The sequence below is a fragment of the Devosia algicola genome (genome assembly GCF_028816455.1).
In the GTDB taxonomy this organism is placed as follows: domain Bacteria; phylum Pseudomonadota; class Alphaproteobacteria; order Rhizobiales; family Devosiaceae; genus Devosia; species Devosia algicola.
Map to the genome: position 1 here is coordinate 2,901,091 of NZ_CP118246.1, position 23,316 is coordinate 2,924,406.

Annotated in this window: 20 protein-coding genes and 5 pseudogenes; 15 read left to right on the plus strand and 10 right to left on the minus strand. The window is 59.5% G+C overall.

Features of this window, described 5'->3' with window-relative positions:
- Nucleotides 1-62 precede the first annotated feature (62 nt).
- Genes PSQ19_RS15505 through PSQ19_RS15515 form a run of 3 tightly spaced genes read left to right on the plus strand, consistent with a single transcriptional unit; the run spans nt 63 to nt 2,820 of the window.
- Nucleotides 63-443 carry a response regulator transcription factor gene (locus tag PSQ19_RS15505; RefSeq protein ID WP_282218469.1) on the plus strand — a complete coding sequence of 127 codons (381 nt, stop codon included), beginning with the start codon at nt 63-65 and terminating at the stop codon, nt 441-443.
- Nucleotides 440-676, plus strand: coding sequence for a hypothetical protein (locus tag PSQ19_RS15510; RefSeq protein ID WP_282218470.1), 237 nt, complete (start codon nt 440-442; stop codon nt 674-676). Before PSQ19_RS15505 ends, PSQ19_RS15510 begins: the two co-directional genes overlap by 4 nt.
- The gene (locus PSQ19_RS15515; RefSeq protein ID WP_282218471.1) at nt 676-2,820 is read left to right on the plus strand and encodes a histidine kinase dimerization/phospho-acceptor domain-containing protein; all 2,145 of its coding nucleotides are present in this window, start codon (nt 676-678) and stop codon (nt 2,818-2,820) included. The genes PSQ19_RS15510 and PSQ19_RS15515 overlap by 1 nt, the downstream gene beginning before the upstream one ends.
- Nucleotides 2,821-2,833: 13 nt before the next feature.
- Here the strand turns inward: PSQ19_RS15515 and PSQ19_RS15520 are convergent, their stop codons facing one another.
- Nucleotides 2,834-3,031 (minus strand): hypothetical protein, encoded by a 198-nt coding sequence (locus PSQ19_RS15520; protein WP_282218472.1) that lies wholly within the window; start codon nt 3,029-3,031, stop codon nt 2,834-2,836.
- Between the two features lie 12 nt (nt 3,032-3,043).
- Between PSQ19_RS15520 and PSQ19_RS15525 the strand changes: the two genes are divergently transcribed.
- A complete protein-coding gene (locus PSQ19_RS15525) occupies nt 3,044-3,394 on the plus strand; it encodes a sensor histidine kinase (RefSeq protein WP_282218473.1) in 351 nt (116 codons plus the stop codon).
- Here PSQ19_RS15525 and PSQ19_RS15530 read toward each other — a convergent pair.
- Together PSQ19_RS15530 and PSQ19_RS19520 are read right to left on the minus strand one after the other, a co-directional pair.
- Entirely contained in the window at nt 3,372-4,679 is a 1,308-nt protein-coding gene (locus tag PSQ19_RS15530; RefSeq protein WP_282218474.1) for an NAD(P)/FAD-dependent oxidoreductase, read from the minus strand. The genes PSQ19_RS15525 and PSQ19_RS15530 overlap by 23 nt on opposite strands.
- A pseudogene (locus tag PSQ19_RS19520) lies at nt 4,679-6,045 on the minus strand (glutamine synthetase family protein). The gene PSQ19_RS15530 and the pseudogene PSQ19_RS19520 overlap by 1 nt, the downstream one beginning before the upstream one ends.
- 143 nt (nt 6,046-6,188) lie before the next feature.
- Between PSQ19_RS19520 and PSQ19_RS15545 the strand changes: the two are divergent.
- Nucleotides 6,189-6,944 carry a gamma-glutamyl-gamma-aminobutyrate hydrolase family protein gene (locus tag PSQ19_RS15545; protein WP_282218477.1) on the plus strand — a complete coding sequence of 252 codons (756 nt, stop codon included), beginning with the start codon at nt 6,189-6,191 and terminating at the stop codon, nt 6,942-6,944.
- A gap of 30 nt (nt 6,945-6,974) precedes the next feature.
- Nucleotides 6,975-8,404: pseudogene (locus PSQ19_RS15550) on the plus strand (aminobutyraldehyde dehydrogenase).
- Between the two features lie 16 nt (nt 8,405-8,420).
- On the opposite strand, the gene PSQ19_RS15560 reads toward PSQ19_RS15550, so the two are convergent.
- The 5 genes and pseudogenes from PSQ19_RS15560 to PSQ19_RS19530 all read right to left on the minus strand — a co-directional run.
- The gene (locus tag PSQ19_RS15560; RefSeq protein WP_282218480.1) at nt 8,421-10,826 is read right to left on the minus strand and encodes a mechanosensitive ion channel domain-containing protein; all 2,406 of its coding nucleotides are present in this window, start codon (nt 10,824-10,826) and stop codon (nt 8,421-8,423) included.
- Between the two features lie 52 nt (nt 10,827-10,878).
- A complete protein-coding gene (locus PSQ19_RS15565) occupies nt 10,879-11,193 on the minus strand; it encodes a hypothetical protein (RefSeq protein WP_282218481.1) in 315 nt (104 codons plus the stop codon).
- Complete coding sequence (locus PSQ19_RS15570) at nt 11,150-12,319, minus strand: NAD(P)H-dependent flavin oxidoreductase (RefSeq protein WP_282218482.1); 1,170 nt, start codon at nt 12,317-12,319, stop codon at nt 11,150-11,152. The genes PSQ19_RS15565 and PSQ19_RS15570 overlap by 44 nt, the downstream gene beginning before the upstream one ends.
- 75 nt (nt 12,320-12,394) lie before the next feature.
- Complete coding sequence (locus tag PSQ19_RS19525) at nt 12,395-12,622, minus strand: UTRA domain-containing protein (protein ID WP_328517672.1); 228 nt, start codon at nt 12,620-12,622, stop codon at nt 12,395-12,397.
- 88 nt (nt 12,623-12,710) lie between these two features.
- Nucleotides 12,711-13,133 (minus strand): annotated as a pseudogene (locus tag PSQ19_RS19530) (GntR family transcriptional regulator); the annotation flags it as partial.
- A 79-nt stretch (nt 13,134-13,212) separates the two neighbouring features.
- Here PSQ19_RS19530 and phnG point away from each other — a divergent pair.
- The 6 genes and pseudogenes from phnG to phnL all read left to right on the plus strand — a co-directional run bounded on the left by phnG (nt 13,213) and on the right by phnL (nt 17,703).
- Nucleotides 13,213-13,668: a phosphonate C-P lyase system protein PhnG gene (gene phnG, locus PSQ19_RS15580; protein ID WP_282218483.1), complete on the plus strand. Its 456-nt coding sequence runs from the start codon at nt 13,213-13,215 to the stop codon at nt 13,666-13,668.
- A complete protein-coding gene (phnH, locus tag PSQ19_RS15585; protein ID WP_328517673.1) occupies nt 13,665-14,267 on the plus strand; it encodes a phosphonate C-P lyase system protein PhnH in 603 nt (200 codons plus the stop codon). Before phnG ends, phnH begins: the two co-directional genes overlap by 4 nt.
- 1 nt (nt 14,268) lies before the next feature.
- The gene (locus tag PSQ19_RS15590; RefSeq protein WP_282218484.1) at nt 14,269-15,348 is read left to right on the plus strand and encodes a carbon-phosphorus lyase complex subunit PhnI; all 1,080 of its coding nucleotides are present in this window, start codon (nt 14,269-14,271) and stop codon (nt 15,346-15,348) included.
- Nucleotides 15,345-16,226: an alpha-D-ribose 1-methylphosphonate 5-phosphate C-P-lyase PhnJ gene (locus PSQ19_RS15595; RefSeq protein ID WP_282218485.1), complete on the plus strand. Its 882-nt coding sequence runs from the start codon at nt 15,345-15,347 to the stop codon at nt 16,224-16,226. Before PSQ19_RS15590 ends, PSQ19_RS15595 begins: the two co-directional genes overlap by 4 nt.
- Nucleotides 16,223-17,000, plus strand: a pseudogene (phnK, locus tag PSQ19_RS15600) (phosphonate C-P lyase system protein PhnK). Before PSQ19_RS15595 ends, phnK begins: the two are co-directional and overlap by 4 nt.
- A 7-nt stretch (nt 17,001-17,007) precedes the next feature.
- A complete protein-coding gene (gene phnL / locus PSQ19_RS15605) occupies nt 17,008-17,703 on the plus strand; it encodes a phosphonate C-P lyase system protein PhnL (protein ID WP_328517674.1) in 696 nt (231 codons plus the stop codon).
- Nucleotides 17,704-17,716: 13 nt separating this feature from the next.
- Here the strand turns inward: phnL and PSQ19_RS15615 are convergent.
- A pseudogene (locus tag PSQ19_RS15615) lies at nt 17,717-19,508 on the minus strand (chloride channel protein).
- 147 nt (nt 19,509-19,655) lie between these two features.
- Here PSQ19_RS15615 and PSQ19_RS15620 point away from each other — a divergent pair.
- Both PSQ19_RS15620 and chrA read left to right on the plus strand, forming a co-directional pair.
- Entirely contained in the window at nt 19,656-20,066 is a 411-nt protein-coding gene (locus tag PSQ19_RS15620; protein WP_282218489.1) for a MarR family winged helix-turn-helix transcriptional regulator, read from the plus strand.
- A 24-nt stretch (nt 20,067-20,090) separates the two neighbouring features.
- Complete coding sequence (gene chrA, locus PSQ19_RS15625; RefSeq protein ID WP_282218490.1) at nt 20,091-21,332, plus strand: chromate efflux transporter; 1,242 nt, start codon at nt 20,091-20,093, stop codon at nt 21,330-21,332.
- Here the strand turns inward: chrA and PSQ19_RS15630 are convergent.
- The gene (locus PSQ19_RS15630) at nt 21,329-22,474 is read right to left on the minus strand and encodes a calcium:proton antiporter (RefSeq protein WP_282218491.1); all 1,146 of its coding nucleotides are present in this window, start codon (nt 22,472-22,474) and stop codon (nt 21,329-21,331) included. The two genes, chrA and PSQ19_RS15630, sit on opposite strands and share 4 nt — an antisense overlap.
- Here PSQ19_RS15630 and PSQ19_RS15635 point away from each other — a divergent pair.
- Nucleotides 22,473-23,267, plus strand: a complete 795-nt coding sequence (locus tag PSQ19_RS15635) for an HAD family hydrolase (protein ID WP_282218492.1) — start codon at nt 22,473-22,475, stop codon at nt 23,265-23,267. The two genes, PSQ19_RS15630 and PSQ19_RS15635, sit on opposite strands and share 2 nt — an antisense overlap.
- Nucleotides 23,268-23,316 lie beyond the last annotated feature (49 nt).

The window sequence follows — 23,316 nt, forward strand, 5'->3', positions numbered from 1 at the left end:
GCGACCGGAATTAAGATTTAGTGCTGGCGTTCCTGGTGGGAGAGCGGGAGCAAGGGGGGAAATTGGCACTCGATATACTCATTGCAGAGGATGAGCCGAGCATTTTGGAATCGCTCGATTTCATCTTGAGCCGCGCCGGTTGGTCGACCGGTTCGGTCACCGACGGGGTCGCGGCTCTGGCAGCGGTTCATGCGTCGCGCCCGCGCCTTTTGGTGCTCGATGTCATGTTGCCCAAGCGCTCGGGATTTGAAGTGCTCAAGCAGTTGCGCGCCGAACAGGCAACCCGTGATCTGCCGGTGCTGATTCTGACCGCCAAGGGCCAGCAGCAGGATCGGCGCACCGCCGCCGAACTCGGCGCGTCCGGATTTGTCACCAAGCCATATGCCAATGCCGATGTTGTCGACGCGGTGCGCACGCTGTTGGGAGACGAGATCCGGCAATGATGAGCGGGCGCAAGCTGCAGAGCGCGGCATTGTTTCTGACGCTTTTCGGCGCCATGCTGTTCATGCCGCCGCTGGTGTTGCTATTCAATTTGCGCCAGCGCCTGTTCGGCATTCCCGCTGAAGTCATCTATCTCTTTGTGGTTTGGCTCGGGCTTGTGATCGCGACGGCATGGTTTGCCCGTCGCCTGCCCGCGTCGGGCACCCAGTCGCCGCCCTCGGGGCCAGACAACTGATGCTCTCGGCGGATTTCGTCATCGCCACCGCCGTCGGCTATGTGGGACTATTGTTCCTCATTGCCTATGTCGGGGACAGGCGGGCGCGCGCCAACCCCGGCGGCCTTCTGCGCTCGCCGCTGATCTATACCTTGTCGATCTCGGTCTATTGCACCAGCTGGACCTTTTACGGTGCTGTCGGCTCCGCCGCCCGCAACGGGCTCGAATATCTGGCTATCTATCTCGGTCCCACACTGGTGTTCGTTGGCTGGTGGTTCGTCCTGCGCAAACTTGTCCGCATTGCCCATGATCAGCGCATCACCTCGGTGGCAGATCTGCTCTCCTCGCGCTTTGGCAAATCCAGCCGCCTGGCTGTGCTTGTAACCTTAATCGCCGTCATCGGCATTGCCCCCTATATCGCGCTCCAACTCAAGGCCGTCACCTCCTCGATCCAGGCTATCGCCGTCTCGTCAAGCGCTGGACGCGGCAGCTTTGCCGGTGTCGATGACGTTGGGCTGGCGCTGGGCGTGGCGGCGGCAATGGCCCTGTTCACCATCCTATTTGGCACCCGCAATGTCGATGCCAAGGAGCAGCACCATGGTGTAGTCGCCGCCATTGCATTTGAGGCGGTCGTCAAACTTTGCGCCTTGATCGCGATCGGCGCCTTTGTCATCTATGCCGGCGGCGGGTTTGAGGCGATTTTCGCCCGCGCCGAAGCGCAAAATATCGACATCTATTCGCACGAAATTTTTGGCAATCGCTGGATCGCCATGAATGTACTGTCAGTCGCCGCCATCATTTGCCTGCCACGCCAGTTCCAGATCACCGTTGTTGAAAATTCCGACGAAAACCATCTGCGCACCGCCAGTTGGGCCTTTCCCGGCTACCTGCTGTTGATGAGCCTGTTCACCCTACCCATCGCGCTGTTTGGCATGACCTCGCTGCCCGCCGGATCGAACCCCGACATGTTCGTGTTGACCCTGCCACTTGCGGCCGGACAGCAGGGGCTGGCGCTTTTGGCATTTGTTGGCGGCTTTTCCTCGGCAACATCGATGATCATCGTCGAGGCCATCGCGCTTTCGATCATGGTCTCCAACCACATCGTCATGCCCATCGTCTTGCGCACCACCAGCGGCCTCGGCGCCACCGATGGGCAGGGCGTCAGTCGCCTGCTGCTCAATTCGCGGCGCCTGTCGATCGGCCTGATCCTGTTTCTGGGGTTCTTCTATTTCTACCTCACGCGTGACAGCGATGCGTTGGCACCGATCGGGCTGATCTCGTTTGCCGGTGTCGCCCAGTTCCTGCCCGCCATCGTTGCCGCCCTGTTCTGGCGCGAAGCGACGGTCAAGGGCGCCATCTGGGCGGTAAGCGTCGGCTTTGTCATCTGGGCCTGGTCGATGTTCGTGCCCAGTTTTGAAACATCCTCGCCGATTGTCGCCCAATTGATGGCAGAGGGTCCCTGGGGCATTGACTGGTTGCGTCCACAGGCCCTGTTCGGCCTGTCGGGGCTCGACCCGCTGGTTCATTCGGTGTTCTGGAGCCTGTTTCTCAATACCGCAACGCTGGTGCTGGTATCACTGCTCACCAGCCAATCAGCACTCGAACGATTGCAGGCAACTTTGTTCGTCGATGCGTTTCGGCGCCAAGGCCGCAGCGACCCCCATTTCATGCGCGGCTCGGCTACCTCCAACGATCTGTTTTTCGTAGCACAGCGTGTTCTGGGTGCTGAACGGGCGACAATTCTATTTGCCGGTCTGCCGCGCGCCGGGGGCGATACCAGTCCCGAATTCATCGCCCGACTGGAACGTGAACTGGCGGGCTCCATTGGTGCCGCGTCCGCCCATGTCATGCTGTCCAAAGTGGTATCGGGCGAAGCTATTTCACTCGAAGAAGTCATGCAGATGGCCGACGAAACCCAACAGGTCATCGAATATTCCCAACAGCTTGAACGTACGTCGGCAGCGCTGCGCTCGACGGCCGATCAACTCGAAATCGCCAATCTGCAACTGCGCGAGGTCGACCAGCAAAAGGATGATTTCCTGAGCCAGGTCAGCCATGAAGTGCGCACCCCGATGACCGCCATTCGCTCCTTCGCCGAAATCCTGCTCGACGGCGAAAAACTAGACAAGGCTCGACCATCAGCGCTTCGTCGCCACCATTCATGAGGAAAGCCTGCGTTTAACCGATCTGCTCGATGAAATCCTTGATCTGTCGGCGCTCGAAAGCGGCAAACGCGACTGGGTTAATCGCCCGGTCGATGCCGAGATTGCGCTGGATCGCGCGGTGCGGGTCTGCGATGCGCTGGCGCGGCAGCGCGGTATCGCCATCGCGGTTGGTGCCCGTGCCCCAGGCGCCATTGTTGCCGGCGAACCGCACCGGTTGTCTCAGGTGCTCATCAATCTCATTTCGAACGCCATCAAATACAATGATGCCGAACATCCCGAAATCGGGGTGAGTTCCCGCATTGCCGGTACTGATTATATCATTGAGGTGAGCGACAATGGGCCCGGCATTGCCGAAAAAGACCGCGCCCGGATATTCCACAAATTCTATCGTGGAGGCCGCAGCGCCCGACCACGGGAGGCCGGTGCCGGGCTTGGTCTGCCGATCAGTCGCGAAATCATCGCCAGCATGAACGGCACGCTCGATCTTGTCGATCATAAGGGGCAGGGCGCCTGTTTTGCCATCACCCTGCCGCTGCTCGAACCCGACCCCGCTAAAGCCCCATCCGATCCTTGAAGGCATACCACCAAGACCCAAGCGTTGAATATTGCGCCCGGAACCTGCGCCCGCCCGGAAATGGTATCCAGGGCAGGCTGGCAAAAGTGTCGAACCGGGTTAGATCGCCATTGACCGCCTCGGCTAAAATACGGCCAAACAGGTGCGAGCCTGTTATGCCGTGACCCGAATAGCCATGGGCGAAATAGACATTGTCGCCCAGCCGCCCCAACTGTGGCACCCGCGAGAATGACAGGGCAAAATTGCCACTCCAGGCATAGTCGATTTTGATATCGCCGAGTTGTGGAAACACCTTGTCCATATTGGGTCGCAGCTTGGCGATGACGTCGGCTGGATCGGTGCCGCCATAAACTACCCCGCCGCCAAAAATCAGCCTGTTGTCGCCGCTCAGGCGGAAATAATCGAGAATATAGCGTACATCCTCAACACACATGCCGGTCGGCAGTAATTGCTGGGCACGGTCGGCGCCCAACGGCTCCGTCGCCATCATCTGGGTTGAAACCGGCATTACCCGCGCTGTCAGTTCGGGCACGACATTGCCGAGATAGGCATTGCCGCACACCAGCACCGCCTTGGCCGAAACCTTGCCATTCGCAGTCAAGACCTCAGCCCCGCTGGCGGTTTGATTGACTTTGGTGACCGGTGAATGCTCAAAAATAACACCACCCAACCCCTCAAGCGCTGCCGCTTCGCCCAAGGCAAGATTGAGCGGATGCATATGGCCGCCCGAATGGTCGATCATGCCACCACAATAGACGTCGCTACCGATATGGCTGCGGATCGATTTGGCATCGAGCATTTCATGATCGTCCATGCCATAGCGCCGCCACAGCGCCTGCTTGGCTTCAAGCTCGCTTACATGTTTGGGCGTATAGGCGGCATAAATATTGCCACGGCGCAGATCACAATCGATCTTGTAGCGCTCGACCCAATCATTGATGATTCCGGCGCCTTCCTGCACCAATGAGCCGACAAATTTTGCGGTATCGGCGCCATAGCGGCTTTCGATGGTGCCAAGGCTGGCATTGAGGCCATTGACCACCTGCCCGCCATTGCGGCCCGAGGCGCCCCAACCGACAGCGGCCCCTTCGACCACGACCACCTTATAGCCGTGCTCGGCCAGATGCAGGGCCGACGACAGGCCCGAATATCCGGCTCCAACGACGCAGATGTCGGCTTCAACATCGCCCTCCAGTTTGACCGGCTTTCGATCGATGGTTTTCGAGGCGGCATAATAACTTGGCGGGTAGGCACCGTTGCCAGCATAGCTTTGGGAGTTTGCCATCAGACGATTTCCAGATAGGCACTAAATTCCAGATCTGTGACCTGTGAGGCAAAACCAGCGATCTCCTGCCGTTTGCACGCCACGAACATTGACTGCAAGGTTGGCTCGAAAATCCGCGGGATCATCTCACCGTCTTCAAAGGCATTGACCGCCGAGGCCCAGTCCGCGGGAAGCTTGGGCAGCCGCTCCGAATAGGCGCGCCCGGCAAAGGGTTTTGGTGGCTTCATTTCATCCTGTATGCCCACCAGCGCCGCGCCCAATATTCCGGCAAGGACAAGATAGGGATTGGCGTCGGCGCCCGAAACCCGATGCTCAATACGCCGCGCGGCAGGATTGCCACCGGGAATGCGCACGGCGGTGGTCCGATTTTCATAGCCCCAGGAGATGGCGCTTGGGGCGTGCGTGTCGGGACGAAGGCGGCGATAGGAATTGAAATGGGGCGCAAACAACAATGTTGATTCCGCCATGCCGCCCAAAAGGCCCGCCACGGCATGATGCATCACTGGCGAGCCGGTGTCGGTGCCATCATTGAATACATTGTTTCCGGCCGCGTCATTGACGCTGAAATGGACATGAAAGCCGTTCCCCGAGCGCGTACCATAGGGCTTGGCCATGAAGGTGGCCACCAGCTTGTGCTTGCGCGCCACGCCCTTGACGATCCGTTTGAACAGCACCGCGTCATCGGCCGCCTTGAGCAGATCGGCGGTGTGCAGCATGTTGATTTCAAACTGCCCGATACCGTTTTCCGCCACAGCAGTATCGGCGGGCACATTCTGGGCCTCGCATTCTGCATAGACGTCTCGAAAGAACTCGCCAAAATCCTCAAGGCTCGTCGAGCGACAGGATGGCGTCTGAATCAAGCCGCTTGCCAGTATAAGGAGAAATCGGCGGTACAGCGGAATCGGCGTTCGGATCGACCAGATAAAATTCCAGGCTCCGTTGCCACCACCGGGGTCAGGCCCAGTTCGGCATAACGCCGCCCGATCAATGCCAATGACTGGCGTGGATCGCCATAAAACGGTTCGCCGGTTTCCTGGAACAGCCACAGCGGGATCATGGCGCTGGGGCGCGAGGTCCAGTTGATCGGCAGTGCGCCGCGCCCGGTAGGCGTGCAAATGCCATCGCTGTCGCCACCGACAAAAACCAGCGGATTGCCCACAATATCCTCGCCCCACACATCCACCCCGACGATCGACAGCGGCATGCGGATGCCCCCATCAGCGATGCGGAGAGCTTGTTCGATGGGAATACGCTTGCCGCGCATGATGCCATTGAGATCACATACAGCAACATGCATGACCTCGATCTCGGGCCGTTCGGCCAACCAACTGACAAAATTATCGTTCGGGTTCTCGTCTGCACTCATCAGGGAAATTCTCGATTGCTCTTGTTTGGCCGAGGCGGGATACATAGCTAAAATCAGCGGTAAAAGGCGATAAATATATCATGCGTTTTCAGGCGGATCAGTGCACAGTGCGGCCGTTTCCTCATATTGGCAGAATCTAGACCATGCACATCAATAAGCCAATCATCGGCGTAATCGCCTGCACGCGCTCCATCGAGGGGGAGGCGGCCCAGACGGTCAAGCTGCGCTATCTCGAAGGGGTTTCTCGCCATGCCGATGCGATCCCGGTCCTTATTGCCAGCAATCAGCCTCGGGAAAATGCACCCAGCATCGTTGAGCGACTTGATGCGGTCCTGCTGACCGGTTCGAATTCCAATATCGATCCAACCCATTACGGCAGCCCCGAACCCGGCCAGGCGCCCATCGACAAGGAGCGCGATCTTTATTCGATTGCGCTGGTTCAGGCGGCGATGGCCGCTGGCAAACCCGTGTTCGGCATTTGCCGGGGCCTGCAGGAAATCAATGTTGCCATGGGTGGAACACTGACGGACCTACGGGCCGCCGGTGGCAATGCCGCGCGCCACCACGCGCCCGACGGCGTCAGCATCGATGAAATGTTCGGCCATGCCCATGAAATATCCCTACACCGCGATACTCCTCTATTTGCGGTCACCGGCGCCGATAGCCTCACCGTCAATAGCGTGCATTTTCAAGCTATCGATCGGCTTGGCGACAATCTGAAGGTCAATGCGACGAGCCCCGATGGGGTGATCGAGGCAATTTCGGGGATCAACACAAGAGCGCCGGTATTTGCCGTACAATGGCACCCCGAATGGCGGCCCGCCGAGCGTGCCCACGATCTGGCATTGTGGCGCTATGTCGGCGAGACGACCCGTCACCACGCGCCCGCACGGGCATAGTTTTCAAGAAATCTGGTCAGGACTTCGGCAATGAGTGAATTTGAGACGCAACTGTTCATCGACAACAAATTTGTCGACGGTCAGGGCGGCATTGAAAAGGCCTTCGAGCCTGCGCGCGGCACGGTTCTGGCCGAGCTTGCTTCCGCCAGCCCTGAGCAGATCGAACAGGCGGTCAGTGCGGCCCAACGCGCCTACCAAAGCTGGTCGCGCACCACACCCCGCGAACGGTCAGCGGCACTCCTGGCCATTGCCGCCGCGATTGAAGCCAATGCCGACACGCTGGCCGCCGTTGAATCGCGCAATGCCGGCAAGCCGTTGCGTTTTGTCAAAGCCGGCGAATTGGTCAATGTTGCCGACGTCTTCCGTTTTTACGCCACCGCCGTGCGCAACATGCCCGCCACGGCTTCGGGAAATTATCGTGCCGGTTTGACCAGCATGATGCGGCGCGACGGCATTGGCGTTGTCGCCCAGATCGCGCCCTGGAATTATCCGCTATTGATGGCCGCGTGGAAAATTGCGCCGGCAATTGCGGCAGGCAACGCGGTGGTGATCAAACCCTCCGAATATACCCCGCTCAGCCTGTTGGCGCTGGCGCGAATATTTGCCGAAATATTGCCGCCCGGCGTCGTCAATGTCGTGTGCGGCAGTGGCCTTGATGTTGGTCAGCCTTTGATCAGCCACGATCTGGTACGCATGATTTCGCTGACCGGCGATGTGCGCACCGGGCGCGCGGTGCTGGCCGCCGCCGCCGGGCCAATGATCAAGCGCACCCATCTCGAACTGGGCGGCAAGGCACCGGTCATCGTCTGCGCCGACGCCGACCTCGACAAGCTGGTGGCAACCTTGCGGGAAGCCAGTTTTTATAATGCCGGGCAGGATTGTACGGCGGCGTGCCGGATTTTTGCCGACAAGACCATTGCCCAGAAACTGATCGACAAGGCTCGAGACCATGGTCAAAAGCTTGGTTTACGGCGCGCCTGAACGCGACGATGTCGAATTTGGACCTCTGATCAGTGACCGACAGGCTCGAACGCGTGTCGGGCTTTGTTGATCGCGCCCGCAGCGCTGGCGGCGACGTCATACAGGGTACGGCGACAGATGGCGACGGCTATTTCTTCGCCCCGACATTGGTGGCGGCGCCCTTCGACGCCGAAATCGTTCAAAAGGAAGTCTTCGGGCCGGTGGTTTCGATCACCCCGTTTGACACGCCGGAAACCGCTCTGGGCTGGGCCAATAGTTCCGAATACGGGCTTGGATCATCGGTCTGGTCGGCCGATAGTCAACGCGCCATTCAGTTGGCAAACAGTCTTGAATATGGTGTTAGCTGGGTCAACACCCACGGCAATATGGCCACCGAAATGCCCCATGGCGGCATGAAAAATTCCGGTTACGGATCGGACCTGTCAATGCAGTCGCTGCTTGATTACACCCAGGTACGTCACGTGATGCTGGCCTCCTGAAACCCAGGTTGACCGCCTAACTGCCGGGATTGTCGAAATCGTCGCCATCGGGGACATCCGGTCCCCGATCCGCCGGTTTCTTGGCTGTGGTCGTGCGCCTTTTCCGCTTGGGTTTGGCAATGACCACCTGCGACTCATCGTCCGTTTCCGCTTCGGCAACAATGCGCATCGGCGGTGCCTTGCCCTTCTTGTCCTCACCAAAATAGATAGTCTGGTGCGGAAACGGAATTTCGATACCGCGCGCATCAAACACCGTCTTGAGAATGTCGTTGTAAGCGCGCCGTGTCGCCCATTGCTTGCCCGGCAGCGTCATGATGCGGGTCCGCGCGACAACTGCATTGTCGCCAAATTCATTGATGCCCATCCATTCCAGTTCTGGCGACGCCAGATTGGGTGCAACCTCGGGATTGGTCTTGAGTTCTTCAAAGGCATCAAACATCGCCTTTTTGACTTCGCTCATATCCTCGCGATAGGCGACGCCCATGTCGCAAAGCGCATAGGCGAAACCGCGCATGAAGTTGGAGACCGTATCGACCGAGGAGAACGGCACGATATGATAGACCCCCTCGACATCGCGCAGGCTGGCCGACCGGATGGTCAAGCGTTCGACGCTGCCCGAAATCCCGGCAATACTGACCACGTCGCCCACGTCGATAGCGCCTTCGAGCTGTATGAAAATGCCGGTGATAATGTCCTGCACCAGCTTTTGCGCGCCAAAGCCAATCGCCAGGCCAATGACGCCGGCCGAGGCCAGCAACGGCGCAATATCAATGCCGATCTCGGACAGGATGAACATTGACGACATGACCGCAATGGTGATCGACAGCGCGTTGCGCAGCAGCACCAGCAAGGTCCGCTCGCGCGCCTTGACCTTGGAGTTCGGGCCATCCTGTAGCCGATAGTCGACCCAGGAGCTGATAATCAACCAGGCGCCAAAGGCAATCAGCGCCATGACAATAACGGTTGCCAGCGAACTGGCAAAACCGGCGCCGACATCCGACTCAAACCAGGCGCCAAGGCTGAACAGACCAATCGCGTCCAGCGTTGCTGCTGTAACCGCGGCCAACACCAATAGCCGCAGGAAGGTCAGGGCGCGCGGCACAAAGGCATTGAGCCGCTTTTCAAGCAGCGGCACCCGGTCGGACAGATTGGCTGGTAATTTCACCCCGTTCAGGATCATGCGGTTGAGCAGGCTGGCCACGATCAATCCCAAGACTACCGCGACGATGATTTTTGCCGTCGCCAACAGCATGGCCATCATGACATCGGCCGGCCACAGCATCACCACCGCGAACAGGATGATCAGATAGGTCAGCACCGGTACATGCCAACTGCGCACCATCAGGCGTTGGAAGTCGCTGTCGAGCGCCTTGGTGTGACGCGTCATCCAGTCCGAGACCGGTTCGCGTACCCGCAGGACCAGATTGAACAACAGGGCCAGAACGATCAGATATCCGAGTGCGGAAACGGCCTGTCCGGCAACGTTTGATACCTGGCGGTTAAAGATTGGCACCAGCAACAACTGGCAAAATACCACGATCGAAACCGTGACCCGCAGCCATTTGGTCAACATGCGTGCCTGGACGTCGCTGAGCGACAGGGTCCGCAGGCCGGGTTGGCGCGGTGCCAGGATCGCCCGAACCACAGCCTGAAAAACTTCGACCACCAAAAAGGCGTTCAGAAACAGCGAGTGGGCAAATACCACTTGCCCCGATTGCCCCAATACGCTGATCGCCATAACCGTGCCGGCGCCCCAGGCGAGAACCACAAGAACGATGTTGGTAACCAGCAGCGTCACCACGGCGACGATTTTGGCAATCCAGCCGCCTGCCGCCGCCCGCCGGCCCAGCATGGCGCGAAACCCGTTGGTCAGATAGCGCAGCAGGAAAAACAGCGCATAGGTCAATATGATCAGCACGCCGACCTGCAATAGTTGCGCACCGAGCCCCAGATAGTCGCCGCCTGCAAGTGACCCGAAAAATTGCGGTGCCTTGGCAATTTCCTCCCAAAGACTCCGCGCCGATTGGGCTGCCGATTCAGCGGTAGACTGGGTGAATTCGGCGATCTGGGTACCAAGGCCTACGCTCGGCTTACTGGTGGCAGCCTCAGCACTACCGGTTGCTGTGCCGTCGGCATTGGCCTCCAGTTCCTCGATGAGCTTTTGACGCGCCGTGTCGTCCTTGAGCACGTCGATCAGCAGTTTTATCGAACTTGGATCAGCTGCTGTTTCGCTTGAACTCGTGCTGGGCAGGCCAGGAATGATTTGGGCTTTCACCTGATTTGGCGCGCTCAGCGCCAATACCCCCGTCAGTGCAATCAACAACAGCAGGGGGCGAAACTTAAGTAGGCTCGAGCATAGGGCAATCAGGTCCAGTTCAATATCGGCGCAAACCAAGGGCGCCAGAATCGGCGCCACGACCATAAACGTCAACAGCCAGCGAAAGATGCAACATAATTGATACGCCCCCGCACCACTAGACCGGTCGCGGCGGATGCATGGTCTCGACAAATCCGGCCAGCGGGGTCAACTCACGCCGCAGCGCGTTGTCGGGCAGGCGGGGCATCAGCGCGCCGAGGCAAGCAATAATTCGACTGGCAATGTCGGCGATGTTCTCATCAGTCAGTTCTGCCTCGTCCGGCGTTGAACGCTGGTGATGACCATTATGAGCGTCGGCGCTGCCGACCAGCCGGTCCACCTGCAACACCCAGCGGGCATATTGATAACCCTGATCAACAAACGGCGCGCTATCGTTCGGCCCATCTGATCTGGCCGCAAGAACAATACCCAATAGTTGGTGCAGGAGTGCCGACAACGCCGCCAGCGTCTCGGCAATTTCGTCGGCGTCCGCGTGTCCCATATAGGCGCCAACCATGGCGTCGGCATAGCAGGCAGGCGAGGCTCATTTCAGTTTCATCGGCCACCGAGACCATCAGGTCCTGCGCCCGCGCAAGACATCGGTCAACGCGTTCCTGTGCGGTTGGAATATCGCCGATTGCCCCGACCCCGGTGCCCGCATAGAGCGCCATCTCGCCAAAGTGTCCTGACATGTTGCGTAGCGGCGAATCGGTGCTGAAGCGATAGATCGCTCGGTCGCCTTCGGCGCCGATAACATTGTTGCCCGAAGCCTCTCGATCGCCTAGCGCTGCTGATTCAAGCGCCGATTTCAACACCCGCACTGCGGCATGGGCAGGCCAGTTGATGTGAAATTGCGTGGTCAGTTGCGTGTCCCCGGCCGTGGCGCCAATCAGCGCCTGCTTGTGAAAATCATGGGCAAAGGACTCGCGGGTCGCCATCAGCGCCGTGCCCATCACCATGCCTTGTGCGCCAAGCGCCATGGCGGTGATCAGATCGTCGCCGGTCGACAGCCCGCCGGCCGCAACGACAGGCACGCCGACTGCCTGCACGACCGCAGGCAACAATTTATGCAGGTGCTGCGTGCCGCGTACATGCCCTCCCGCCTCGCGGCCTTGGGCAATGATAATATCGGCACCCGCCTGTTCGGCGGCGATGGCCTCGGAGACCGATCCCGTCTGATAGACCACCGTGATGTCGGCCTGTTTGAGACGCGCGATCACATCCTTGTCGATATCCCAGAACAGCCCGACAACCGGCACGCCCTGTGTGATGCACAACTCGATTTGCGCCCCGAGCAGGGCCGGTTCAGTCGCCGCCGGGATCAGATTGACCCCGAAATTGTTGAGGCCGCCCCGACGTAGATTGGTAATTTCCAGCTCGATCAGTCTAACCGGTTCCCGCACCATCCCCAAAAAACCGAAGCCGCCAGCGGCGCTTACTGCCGCCACCAGTTCAGAACGGGAAACCCCGCCCATTCCCGCCAGTACTATTGGCCACTCGCAGCCAAGCCGTTGACACAAGATATTATTGCGCAATTGCGCCATGATCGGATCAGTCATTGTTTCAAGTCACATAAAGCCTATCCCAACCCGGACCGTCCAACAATATTTGCTAAAGGCGTTGGGTGCTTCAGGCTAGATCAGCAACTCCATCAGATCTGCGGGAAAGCGCGATAGCCCGAAGAGCAATGGCGTGCCGCCGGGCGTGGCGTCAATAGCTTCGGAAACCAGAACAATGGCGCCTGGTGCCAGCTTGAGCGCCGCCGTTTCCTCGGCGTCGGCATGGCGGGCCGATATGGCGGTGCTGGCGCGGGCGTAGTCGGCATGGCCATAGCAGACCAGCGTCGCGGTTATCGATTCCATTGTCGCAAACCGCTCGGCAAAATCGGTAAAGTGCTTGTAGGCTCAACCACGCCGTGGCGCGCGATACCGGGCGGTCATCTGCCCAGGAAACGGTTTCGAGCCGCACCAATCGAGCGCCGGGATGCAGGTCCAACGCGCGCGTTTGCGCAATGGCCCCGGCCTCGTGGGAACTCGATAGCAACTGGGTACGCAGCCGATTGGCTTGACCCGCCAGCCCTTCAGAAAAGCGCGTGCGCTTGCCGATGGGATAGCGCAGGCGGCGGGCACGATCGACAAAGCTGCCGCGTCCCTGCTCTGTGCGAATGACCCCTTCAGTCTGCAGCACCGACAGCGCCCGCCGTACCGTGTGACGATTGGCACCAAACCGTTTCGCCAGCCGCGCCTCGGTATCAAGCGCCGTGCCGCTTGCCAGCTTGCCGCCAATGATATCGAGCCGGATCGCATCGGCAATCCGCCGCCACAAGGCGACGCCGCTAAGGTGGCTTTCAGACCCGGGCGATGATTTTTTCATTGCAAAGTCACGCCAGAAGCGTACCAAGGAAATAAGGATATTAGTTGTCTAATCTAATAGACAAATAAAGGCAAGGGCGATGACGAGGCAAGCAGATCAAACCGTCAATGAGCGGCAAGTGGCTCTCAATGTGATGGCCGGCGCCGACGCCACGCAAATGGCCGCGATCTGGGCGGCGTGGCCAACACCGCCAGCCTTCGAGGCGGTGCGCGGTCCTGAAACCGGTCTTGTCATGGTGCGCGGTCGCGCCGGTGGTGGTGGCGCCCCGTTCAATCTGGGCGAAGCCTCGGTCAGCCGCGCCACGATCAAACTCGAAAGCGGCGAGATCGGCCATGGCTATTGCCTCGGGCGTGATCTGGAAAAGGCGCGTGTGATCGCGGTGTTCGACGCTCTGTTCCAACGCGATCCCGTCGCGGTCAAAACCCGGGTTCTGGCACCCGTACGTGCCAAGGGCGCCGCGCACGACCAGCAGCGTCGCAACGAGACCGCCGCCACAAAAGTCGACTTTTTTACCATGGTTCGCGGCGACGTATGATGGACGGTCAATCCCTTGAAGGTGGCTTTGACGATCCGGTGATGGACGCCCAGCGTGGCTTTCGCGCCATCATGGACGCGCTGGCAAATCCAGGCACGCTGCACACATTGGACCTCGGGCTCACGCCTCCGGCACCACTGCCTGCCGAATGCGCTGCTGTCGCACTGACCCTATGCGACCCGGAAAGTCCGATATGGTTGGACCCGGCTTTTGAAAATGCCGCTGTCCTCGCCTGGTTGCGCTTTCATACCGGCGCGCCGATTATCTCGGACCGTTCAAAAGCCGCCTTTGCATTGGTCAGCACCGCATCATCTCTCGCCTTTGCCGACTTCACGCAGGGCGATGATCTATATCCAGATCGTTCAACCACCATTGTACTCGCCGTGCCCGCCCTGAGCGGTGGCGCGGTCCTGTGCCTCAAGGGACCGGGTATCCAGACCGAAATCACCATCACGCCGATGGATCTGTCAGCCGACTTTCTCGATCAATGGTCACACAACAACGCTCGTTTTCCGCGCGGTATCGATCTGCTTCTGGTCGCGGAAAATCAGGTGATCGGGCTGCCGCGAACCACCAGAATTGAAGCGAAAGGCGCCTGATATGTATGTTGCCGTGAAGGGCGGGGAAGCCGCCATCGCCAATGCCCACGCTCTCCTCGCCGACCGCCGCCGGGGCGACCGCTCACTGCCAGCTTTGGGCATAGGCCAAATAATCGAGCAATTGGGCCTGGCCGTAGACCGGGCCATGGCCGAAGGCTCGCTCTATGATCGTGAATTGGCAGCGCTCGCCATAATACAGGCGCGGGGCGATCTGATCGAGGCGATTTTTCTGGTGCGCGCCTTTCGCACCACGCTGCCCCGCTTTGGTTATTCCCGGCCCATCGACACGGGCAGGATGCTGATCGAGCGTCGGGTTTCGGCGACCTTCAAGGATTTGCCGGGCGGCCAGGTGCTCGGCCCCACATTTGATTACACCCATCGCCTGCTCGACCCAGAAATCGCTAGTGGCGACGATGTACCTGCCCCTGCAACACGAGACACGGTGCCCGAAAATGCCCCCCGCGTGACCGATCTTTTGGCCCACGAGGGATTGATCGAGCCGGACAACCCGCTGGACAACGCTGAGGACACAGTCGGCGACCTCACCCGCGAGCCGCTGCAATATCCGCTTGATCGCGATCTGCGCCTGCAGGCGCTGGCGCGGGGCGACGAAGGTTTTTTACTGGCCCTCGGCTATTCCACCCAGCGTGGCTATGCCCGTTCACACCCCTTTGTCGGGGAAATCCGCATTGGCGAGGTCGAGGTCGAATTCGATGTGCCCGAACTCGGTTTTGCCGTCAGTCTTGGCCGCATCCGCGTCACCGAATGTCAAATGGTCAACCAGTTCAAGGGCTCGGCAAAAGTGCCGCCCCAGTTTACCCGTGGCTATGGACTGGTATTTGGTCAGTCAGAGCGCAAGGCAATGTCGATGTCGCTGTGCGACCGTGCCCTGCGCGCACGCGAACTGGGTGAGGATATCAGCGCCCCGGCCCAGGACGAGGAATTTGTCATCTCCCATCTCGACAATGTGCAGGCCACCGGCTTTGTCGAACACCTGAAACTCCCCCACTATGTCGATTTTCAAGCCGAATTGGACCTGGTGCGCAAGATGCGCGCCGAGCAGCAGGAGGCGGCAGAATGAGTGCCGCCCCAAGCTATAATTTCGCCTACCTTGACGAACAGACCAAGCGGATGATCCGACGCGCTATTCTCAAGGCCATCGCCATTCCCGGCTATCAGGTGCCGTTTGCCAGCCGTGAAATGCCCATGCCTTATGGCTGGGGCACCGGAGGGGTGCAGGTCACCGCCGCTATTATCGGGGCCAACGATGTGCTCAAGGTCATCGATCAAGGCGCCGACGACACCACCAATGCCGTCTCGATCCGGGCATTTTTTGCCAAGGTCGCCAGGGTTCAAACCACCACCCACACCCATGCTGCCAGCATTATCCAGACCCGGCACCGCATCCCCGAGAAACCCCTCCATGCCGGGCAGGTGCTGGTCTATCAGGTGCCGATCCCTGAACCGCTGCGATTCCTTGAACCGCGCGAAACCGAAACCCGCAAAATGCATGCGCTCGAAGAGTATGGGTTGATGCATGTCAAACTCTATGAGGACATCGCCCGCCACGGTCATATCGCCACCACCTTTGCCTATCCGGTAAAGATCGAGGGGCGTTATGTGATGGACCCATCGCCGACCCCGAAATTCGACAATCCCAAAATGCATATGTCACCGGCGCTGCAATTGTTTGGCGCGGGGCGCGAAATGCGCATTTACGCGCTGCCGCCCTTTACCGAAGTGGTCAGCCTCGATTTTGAAGATCATCCATTTGAAATTCAGCATTTTGACCAGCCCTGTGCGCTTTGTGCCGCGACCGGGGTTTATCTGGACGAGGTCATTCTCGATGATCAGGGCGGGCATATGTTTGTCTGTTCGGACACCGACAATTGCGAAGAACGCCGCGCGCAAGGCCATCGTGGCGCGCTGGCCGGTCACCGGCTGGAGGCGGGCAGATGAACCATGAACCATTGTTCGAGGTCGCGGGTTTGACCAAATATTATGGCCAGCGGCTGGGCTGTATCGATGTCAGTTTCGCGTTATGGCCCGGCGAAGTGTTGGCCGTCGTTGGCGAAAGCGGCTCGGGCAAATCGACCCTGCTCAATTGCCTGTCGACCCAGGCTCGAACCAAGTGCTGGACAAGCCCATTACCGGATGCGCGATGGGCAATGGCGCGACCTTTACGATTTGAGCGAAGCCGAACGGCGCTTGTTGATGCGCACCGACTGGGGCTTCGTACATCAAAACCCCGCCGACGGTTTGCGCATGAGCGTTTCGGCTGGTGCCAATGTCGGGGAACGGCTGATGGCCGTGGGCGGGCGCCATTATGGCCAGATCCGCGCCACCGCCACGGACTGGCTCGGGCGGGTAGAAATCAGCGCTGACCGGATCGATGATCAACCGCGCTCCTTTTCGGGGGGCATGCGCCAACGGTTGCAGATCGCGCGCAATCTGGTGACCGGTCCGCGCCTTGTGTTCATGGACGAGCCGACCGGCGGGCTGGATGTATCGGTGCAGGCGCGCCTGCTCGATTTGCTGCGGGGGCTGGTTGGTGAACTGGGATTGTCGGCCATAGTCGTCACCCACGATTTGGCCGTGGCGCGGTTGCTGTCACACCGCATGGTGGTGATGAAAGACGGGCGCGTCATCGAATCGGGGCTTACCGACCGGGTGCTTGATGACCCGCGCGAGCCCTACACCCAATTGCTGGTTTCCTCGATTTTGCAGGTTTGAGATGGATATGTTGCAGGTAGAAAACGTTGCCAAGAATTTTACCATGCATCTTCGCGGCGGCCTGGTGCTTCCCATTATTGCCAAGGTTAGTTTTGCAGTTGCGGCGGGCGAATGCGTGGTGCTGGGTGGCCCATCGGGCGTCGGCAAAAGTTCAATTCTCAAGATGGTCTATGGCAATTATGGCGTCGATGCCGGGAAAATCATGTTGATCCACAATGGTCAAATGGCCGATCTCGCCAGCGCCGATCCGCGCCAGATATTGCAGATGCGGGCCACAACCATTGCCTATGTGTCGCAATTTCTGCGCACAGTACCGCGCGTGTCCGCCATCGATGTGGTGGCCGAACCGCTGGTGACCGGCGGGACCGAAAAGGCAAAAGCACAGGATCGCGCCCGCCAGTTGCTGGCCCGACTCAATCTGCCCGAACGTCTCTGGAGCCTGCCACCAGCAACCTTTTCGGGCGGCGAACAACAGCGAGTCAATATTGCCCGCGGCTTTATTACCGACCATAAAATATTGCTGCTCGACGAACCAACGGCGTCACTCGACGCCAAAAATCGTGCCGTAGTGGTGGCGCTTATCGCCGCCAAGAAAGCGCAGGGCACAGCATTGCTGGGTATTTTCCACGATGAGGAAGTGCGCCAGCAAGTAGCCGACCGCATTATCGATGTCACCAGATTTGCCCCGGATCTGGCCGCTTGACCGGCAAGCAGCATCAGCCACCGGCGCGGCCGGGTTTGGCATCCTTGCCCGGCAGAAAACTAATCCGGTTGCTTTCCTCCTCATTCAGCCTTGTGTTGGCGCGCATCAGATCCTTCCAGCCAAGATAGCCAACCAGCGTATGGTCGTCGGGGGATACGACCGGGAGGTGGGCGATGTTGGCTTCCGACAACCGATCAGCAACACTGTCCAGATATTCATCGGCATAAGCGACCCGAAGCTGGTTGGGCGACAACAGGCTCGACCAGCGGCGTGTTCCGGTGCTTGCCGGATCGCCGCCAGCCGATGACCGCTGGCGGGTCGATGATGCCGATAACCATGGCACCGTTATCGACCACCGGAAAACTTGGGTGACGGCGTTCCGGATCGGTCAGGAACCGGGCCGCCTCATGCAAAGTCATGGTGGCGGGGACGGTTTCCACCTGTTGGGTCATCACGTCGCCAACGCGCGTCAAGGCGAACGGATCAATGCGATATTCACGCACAATGTGATGGCCGCGCCGGGCAATCTTTTCGGTCAGGATCGAGCGCTTCATCACCAGAACCGTCAACAGGTGCGCGGCGGCACAGGCGGTGATCAGTGGTACCAGTACATGTGTATTGCCGGTCAGTTCGACGGCAAAAAATGTCGCAGTCAGCGGCGCACGCATCGTGCCGCCCATGGTAGCGGCCATGGCCAGCAATGGCCAAAAACCCGGCGTCGCGGGCGGTAATATGCCCGACAATGCCGCCCCCATGGCGCCGCCCATGATCAGCAATGGCGCCAGCACGCCGCCCGATGTTCCCGATCCGAGTGCTACCGCCCAGATCACGGCCTTGGTCAACAATAGGACCACTGCTACCGTCGCCAGCGTCTGGCCATCGAGCATGGCAGCGATATTGGCATAACCCACACCGAGCGCGCGAGGCTCGATCAAGCCGCCGACACCAATGACCACGCCACCGATCATCGGCCACCACATCCAGTGCAGGGGCAGTTTTAGAAAACCGTCCTCGCAGGCATAAACAAGCTGGGTCAACACACTGGACAATAGACCAGCGGCAACGCCGATCCCGATCCAGCCGACAAGCCCAAGGACCGAAATATCCATCATGCCATCGAAGGGGAACAGCGGGGACGACATGTGCAAAAGCGTGCGTCCGACTTCGGCCACGATCGCCGCCACCGCCACCGGTATGAAACTTCTCGGCGACCATTCGAACAGCAGCAATTCCACCGCCAGCATGATCGCGGCGATTGGCGTGCCGAACACTGTGGTCATGCCTGCCGCCGCTCCTGCGACCAGCAGTGTCTTGCGTTCGCTGTCACTGACCGGTAGCGCCTGGGCAATCAGCGACCCAATGGCGCCGCCTGTCATGATGATGGGGCCCTCCGCGCCAAAAGGACCGCCCGTGCCAATGGCGATTGCCGACGACAGCGGCTTGAGGATCGCTACTTTGGCATCAAGCCGCGAGCGTCCCAGCAATATCGCCTCGATCGCCTCGGGGATACCGTGACCACGGATTTTCTCGCTACCAAATCGGGCGATCAGGCCAACAAGCAAGGCACCGGCAATGGGAATGAATATGCTGCCCAGCCCGAGATGGGCCTTGGTCAGATCGGGTTCGGCAAGCGCGAATCGGCCGAAATAGGCGATATTGGTGACAAGGCGAATAAGATCGAGCAGCAAAATGCCGGCCACCACACCCGCGATGGCGACGACAACGGCAATGGCCGCGATGACCAGTACGCGTGGACTGGTGGTAAAGTCGCCGAGATGGCGCTTTTCATGGCGGCGAACGGCCATCGGCAATTCCTTGAATAGTGTGCGAGGGGCGGGTCAGATTAATGGCAAGATATATCGTAGTACGATATAAAAAAGTCAAGTCCTTCTCTAAACGCCTGCGCCAAAGCGGTGTAGAGGGAGAGATATCCATCCTCAGGAGCGCCGACATTGCCACGACCCAAACTGACTCAGCAGGATTACACCGCCCTCGCCGAGTTTCGCTATCTGCTCCGATCCTTTCTCGAATTTAGCGAGAACGAGGCCAAGCGCGCCGGGCTTACCCCGCGCCAGCATCAGGCTCTGCTCGTCATCAAGGGGTTTCGGCACGGCCAGCCAATCACCATCGGCGATCTGGCCGACCGACTGATGGTCCGGCACAATACCGCCGTGGAACTCGCCAACCGCCTCACCGAAGCCGGACTTGTCGATCGTAGCCATGACGCCTCGGATCAGCGCCGTGTACTCTTGAAGTTAACCCGCACAGCCGAAAATCACCTCGAGGCCCTCTCGGGCGCTCATCTTGACGAGCTTTCCCGCATAAAACCCATGCTCGAACAGGTTCTTCAGCACTATTCATGATAGGCATTCCGCGTTCACTCAATAATGAAAGCAACTCAATTGAGCGCCATCGACAGTTCCGAAACCGCTGAGCCAATCAAAGGCTCGGCATGGGAAGTCCTGCTGGCATTTTTCCGGCTGGGATTGACCTCCTTTGGCGGCCCAGTGGCGCATCTGGGATATTTTAGGCAGGAATTTGTCGTCAAGCGTCGCTGGATTGATGAATCGGGCTACGCCGATATCGTGGCTCTTTGTCAATTCCTGCCCGGCCCCGCCAGCTCCCAGGTCGGCTTTGCCCTTGGCTTGCGCCGCGCTGGCGGCTGGGGCGGTCTGGCAGCATGGACTGGTTTTACCCTGCCATCGGCCATTGCCCTGATTGCCTTTGCCTATGCCGCTTCCTTGTTCGACGGCCCGGTCGGCGCGGCGATCCTGCATGGTCTGAAACTCGTGGCGGTTGCCGTCGTGGCTCAGGCCGTTTGGGGCATGGCAAAGTCCCTGTGCCCGGATCGCACCCGCGGCACCATCGGTATATTGGCGGCAATATTGGTCCTGATGGTTGGCGGGGCAGTCGGCCAGATTGCCGCGATTGCGTTGGGCGGCGCTGCGGGACTGGCGCTGCTGTCTAACCTGAAATCACCTGAAGCCGGCCATCTCGCCTTTCCGATCTCGCGCCGCGTCGGCATGGTTGCGCTTGGACTATTTGCCGTTCTGCTGTTCGGTCTACCCCTATTGGCCAGCATCGGCAGCGGTGGTGTTGGTCTGGCCCTGTTTGACGGGTTTTACCGCTCAGGCGCTCTGGTTTTTGGTGGCGGCCACGTCGTCCTGCCACTGTTGCAGGAACAGGTGGTGCCCCATTTCATCGGCGCTGATGCATTCCTGGCTGGATATGGGGCGGCTCAGGCCGTACCGGGTCCGCTCTTTACCTTCGCCGCCTATCTTGGCGCTGTTATTGGCACCACCACCATTGGCCCCGTCGCCGCCGCGATTTGCCTTGTCGGTATCTTCCTGCCCGGCCTGTTGCTGGTGGTTGGCGCCATGCCGTTCTGGGAGCAGTTCCGCACACTGCCAAAAGGCCGCGCCATCATGGCCGGTGCCAATGCCGCGGTCGTCGGCATTCTGGGCGCAGCCTTCTACAATCCGGTCTGGACCAGCGCCGTCGTTGGCCCTATCGATGTGGCGGTCGCCCTTGGCGGTTTTACCCTACTGGTGCTGTGGAAAGTGCCCCCGACGCTCGTTGTCTTCATTGTGCTTTTGGCCAGCATCCTCGCCGGGCTCGTTCTGGGCTAAAGCCCGATCATACTCAGCATCAGGAAGGTCGCGAACAGGACGAAATGGGTCATGCCTTCAATGGCATTGGTTTCCCCGTCAATCAGATTGATCGCGGCCACGAACAATGTCACCGCCACCATGACCGTTTGCACCGGTGTCATCGCCATGACAAACGGCTGGCCGGTGAATAACGCGATCGCCTCCATTACCGGCACCGTCAAAATGACAGTCGATAGCGAAGCGCCAAGCGCGATATTGATGACATTCTGCATGCGGTTTCGCAGCGCCGCGCGCAGGGCGGTGAGAATTTCGGGTGCCGCCGAGAGCGCGGCGACGACAATCGCAACCAGCATGATTGGCGCGCCAAGGCCCTCGATCCCGGCATTGAGATATTGCGACATCACCTCGGCAATCGCCCCGATCAGGACAACGCCAACCACCATGAGCACAATTGACGCCGTTACCGATTCTGAGTCCCCATCGAGTTTCGGCGCGTCAGGCAGTGCTTGTGTGGCTGCATGGCCGTCGCTTCCCTCTGCTTTGGCCTTGGGATAGCTATAGGAGAAAAAATAGGAGTGCTCGCCCACCTGCCGCCGCAGGAACAGCGCATAGAGCACGATCATGGCGCCAATGGTAAAGGCGGAATAGGCGTGCCAGCGATCGTCAGGGACGAATTCTGGCACGATCATCGAAATGCTCATCGCCGTGGCGATCATCACCAGATAGGTGCGGCCGCTATCGTCATTATAGGGTTGCTCACCGTGCTTGAGCCCGCCCACCAGCGCCGCCAGCCCTAAAATCCCGTTAATATCGATCATCACCGCTGCATAAATCGTGTCACGCACCAGTGTTGGCCCGGCCCCGTTGGCCATCAGTATCGCCAGGATCAACACTTCGACCAGCACCGCCGACAAGGTCAGGATCATGGTGCCATAAGGCTCGCCGACCTTGTGGGCCAGCACCTCGGCATGATGGGCCACCCGCATCGACACCCCGGCGATCACCCCGATCAGCACCACCGTTGCCATAAGCGCCGGTATCCGTCCGGCCTCGATCAAGCTGTGCTCCAGAGCAAACCCGATAATGGCCGCCAGAACGCCTGTGATCATCAGCAGTTCAGCATGCAGATAGGACAGGAACGAGCCGGGGCGAAACGCCATGAGTAAATCCTTGTTGGCGGGCACTCGACCCCGACGGTCACGCTGCACGCAATGCAGTCCCGACGCATTTGGTCTGGCAAATCAACCACGCCCAGCCTATATGCACCCCATGCATAACGATATAAACGCTTTGACGTTGCGTCCATTCGAGGCGGCAATCTTCGATATGGATGGCACCATCCTCGATACCGAAACGGTATTCCGCAACATCGTCTTTGACGTGTGCGCCGATCTCGGCTTTGAAATGACCGATACCGTGCACCACGCGATGGTTGGTTCCAGCCATGAAACCACCAACCAATTGCTGGTTGAAGCCTATGGGGTGGCCTTCCCCTATAGCCAGTTTGATGACATGTGCCGCACCTCGATGCGTGACCAGTTGGTAGCGGGCGTGCCGGTTAAACCCGGAGCGCGCGAGATCCTGCTCGAACTGCGTGCCCGCAATATCCCGACCGCCATCGCGACCTCGTCGCGTCGTGCCCATGCGCACCTGCATCTGGAAGTCGCCGGGCTGATCGACATGTTCGATACCATCGTCACGCGTGACGATGTGATCAATCCCAAGCCGAACCCCGAACCCTACCTTACCGCAGCCGAGCGCCTCGGCGTGGCGCCACGATTGTGCCTGGCCTTTGAGGACAGCCATTCGGGCGTCCGCGCCGCCCATGGCGCAGGCATGCAAACCATCATGGTGCCGGACCTGGTGCATCCCAGCGATGAGATCCGCGCCCTCGGTATCGTCATTGTCGAGAGCCTCGTCCATGTTCATCAGGCCGCTTTTCCGACCCGCTGACCGAAAAAGCGTTTCCCGAAAGCCACAATCAAAAGTTAACGAACATCGT

Excerpts from the sequence above, each read along its gene's own strand:
- phnH (WP_328517673.1), top strand. The coding sequence starts at position 13,665 with ATGATGGACGGTCAATCCCTTGAAGGTGGCTTTGACGATCCGGTGATG.
- PSQ19_RS15635 (WP_282218492.1), top strand. The coding sequence starts at position 22,473 with ATGAGTAAATCCTTGTTGGCGGGCACTCGACCCCGACGGTCACGCTGC.
- chrA (WP_282218490.1), top strand. The coding sequence starts at position 20,091 with ATGAAAGCAACTCAATTGAGCGCCATCGACAGTTCCGAAACCGCTGAG.
- PSQ19_RS15570 (WP_282218482.1), bottom strand. The coding sequence starts at position 12,319 with ATGACTGATCCGATCATGGCGCAATTGCGCAATAATATCTTGTGTCAA.
- PSQ19_RS19525 (WP_328517672.1), bottom strand. The coding sequence starts at position 12,622 with ATGGAATCGATAACCGCGACGCTGGTCTGCTATGGCCATGCCGACTAC.
- phnG (WP_282218483.1), top strand. The coding sequence starts at position 13,213 with ATGACGAGGCAAGCAGATCAAACCGTCAATGAGCGGCAAGTGGCTCTC.
- PSQ19_RS15515 (WP_282218471.1), top strand. The coding sequence starts at position 676 with ATGCTCTCGGCGGATTTCGTCATCGCCACCGCCGTCGGCTATGTGGGA.
- PSQ19_RS15560 (WP_282218480.1), bottom strand. The coding sequence starts at position 10,826 with ATGGTCGTGGCGCCGATTCTGGCGCCCTTGGTTTGCGCCGATATTGAA.
- PSQ19_RS15590 (WP_282218484.1), top strand. The coding sequence starts at position 14,269 with ATGTATGTTGCCGTGAAGGGCGGGGAAGCCGCCATCGCCAATGCCCAC.
- PSQ19_RS15630 (WP_282218491.1), bottom strand. The coding sequence starts at position 22,474 with ATGGCGTTTCGCCCCGGCTCGTTCCTGTCCTATCTGCATGCTGAACTG.
- PSQ19_RS15530 (WP_282218474.1), bottom strand. The coding sequence starts at position 4,679 with ATGGCAAACTCCCAAAGCTATGCTGGCAACGGTGCCTACCCGCCAAGT.
- phnL (WP_328517674.1), top strand. The coding sequence starts at position 17,008 with ATGTTGCAGGTAGAAAACGTTGCCAAGAATTTTACCATGCATCTTCGC.
- PSQ19_RS15545 (WP_282218477.1), top strand. The coding sequence starts at position 6,189 with ATGCACATCAATAAGCCAATCATCGGCGTAATCGCCTGCACGCGCTCC.
- PSQ19_RS15595 (WP_282218485.1), top strand. The coding sequence starts at position 15,345 with ATGAGTGCCGCCCCAAGCTATAATTTCGCCTACCTTGACGAACAGACC.
- PSQ19_RS15510 (WP_282218470.1), top strand. The coding sequence starts at position 440 with ATGATGAGCGGGCGCAAGCTGCAGAGCGCGGCATTGTTTCTGACGCTT.